This is a genomic window from uncultured Algibacter sp. (genome assembly GCF_947495925.1).
GTDB lineage: Bacteria > Bacteroidota > Bacteroidia > Flavobacteriales > Flavobacteriaceae > Algibacter_E.
Genome location: NZ_CANMAU010000029.1, coordinates 1 through 816, shown reverse-complemented (window position 1 = coordinate 816; position 816 = coordinate 1). Strand labels below are relative to the sequence as shown.

Below are 816 nucleotides of genomic sequence, written 5' to 3'. Positions count from 1 at the left end.
ATATTAGCTCCCACGGCTGATGCAGGGGCTCCTGCAGAACTGACCTGTGCGGTAACGACCTTAGTTTTAGATGGAACGAGTTCTTCAGGCCAAGGAGCTTTAAGCTATGCATGGACAGGCGGCACGATAGACAGTGGTGCCAACACGGCTACACCAACCATTAGTGCAGCGGGCGTGTATACCTTAACAATCACCGATGCAGATAATGGTTGTACAGCAACCGATACAGTTACGATTACAGAAGATATAATTTTACCAGTAGCCCCAAATGCAAGTGGAGCTACTTACTGTGATGGAGATGTGATATTAGATATTACGGCCATAGGTTTAGTAGGTGCTAGTTATAGATGGTATAGTGATTCAAGTTTGACTATAGTTATTGATAATGATGCTACGTTCACTCCAAGTGGAGGGGTAGGTGTAGAAACTGTATATGTGACGCAAAGTGGCGTAAATGGTTGTGAAAGTACAGCGACTCAAGTAGATATTATTGTGAATGCTTTACCTACATTATCATTGATTAACACAACGTGTTCATCTGATGGTTTAACATATAATATTTCGTTTAATACAAATGGGAATGTTACATCAACGAGCGGAATAGTTGATAATTCTTTAGATATTGTAACAGGAATTAATGCGGGAACAGATGTTACTTTAACAACTATATTAAATGCATGTAGTGTAGATTTAATAGTTACTTCTCCGATTTGTGTGTTGCCAATTATGGCTATATCAAATGAGTCCGTAGATGAGGATGCAGGATCAGTAGATGTTACAGCGAGTTTAGATGTAGCGAGTAGTGTAGATACGGTA

Annotated in this window: 1 pseudogene; it reads left to right on the top strand. The window is 40.0% G+C overall.

From position 1 onward, the window contains the following. Positions 1-816 (top strand): annotated as a pseudogene (locus Q0857_RS16875) (hypothetical protein); the annotation flags it as partial.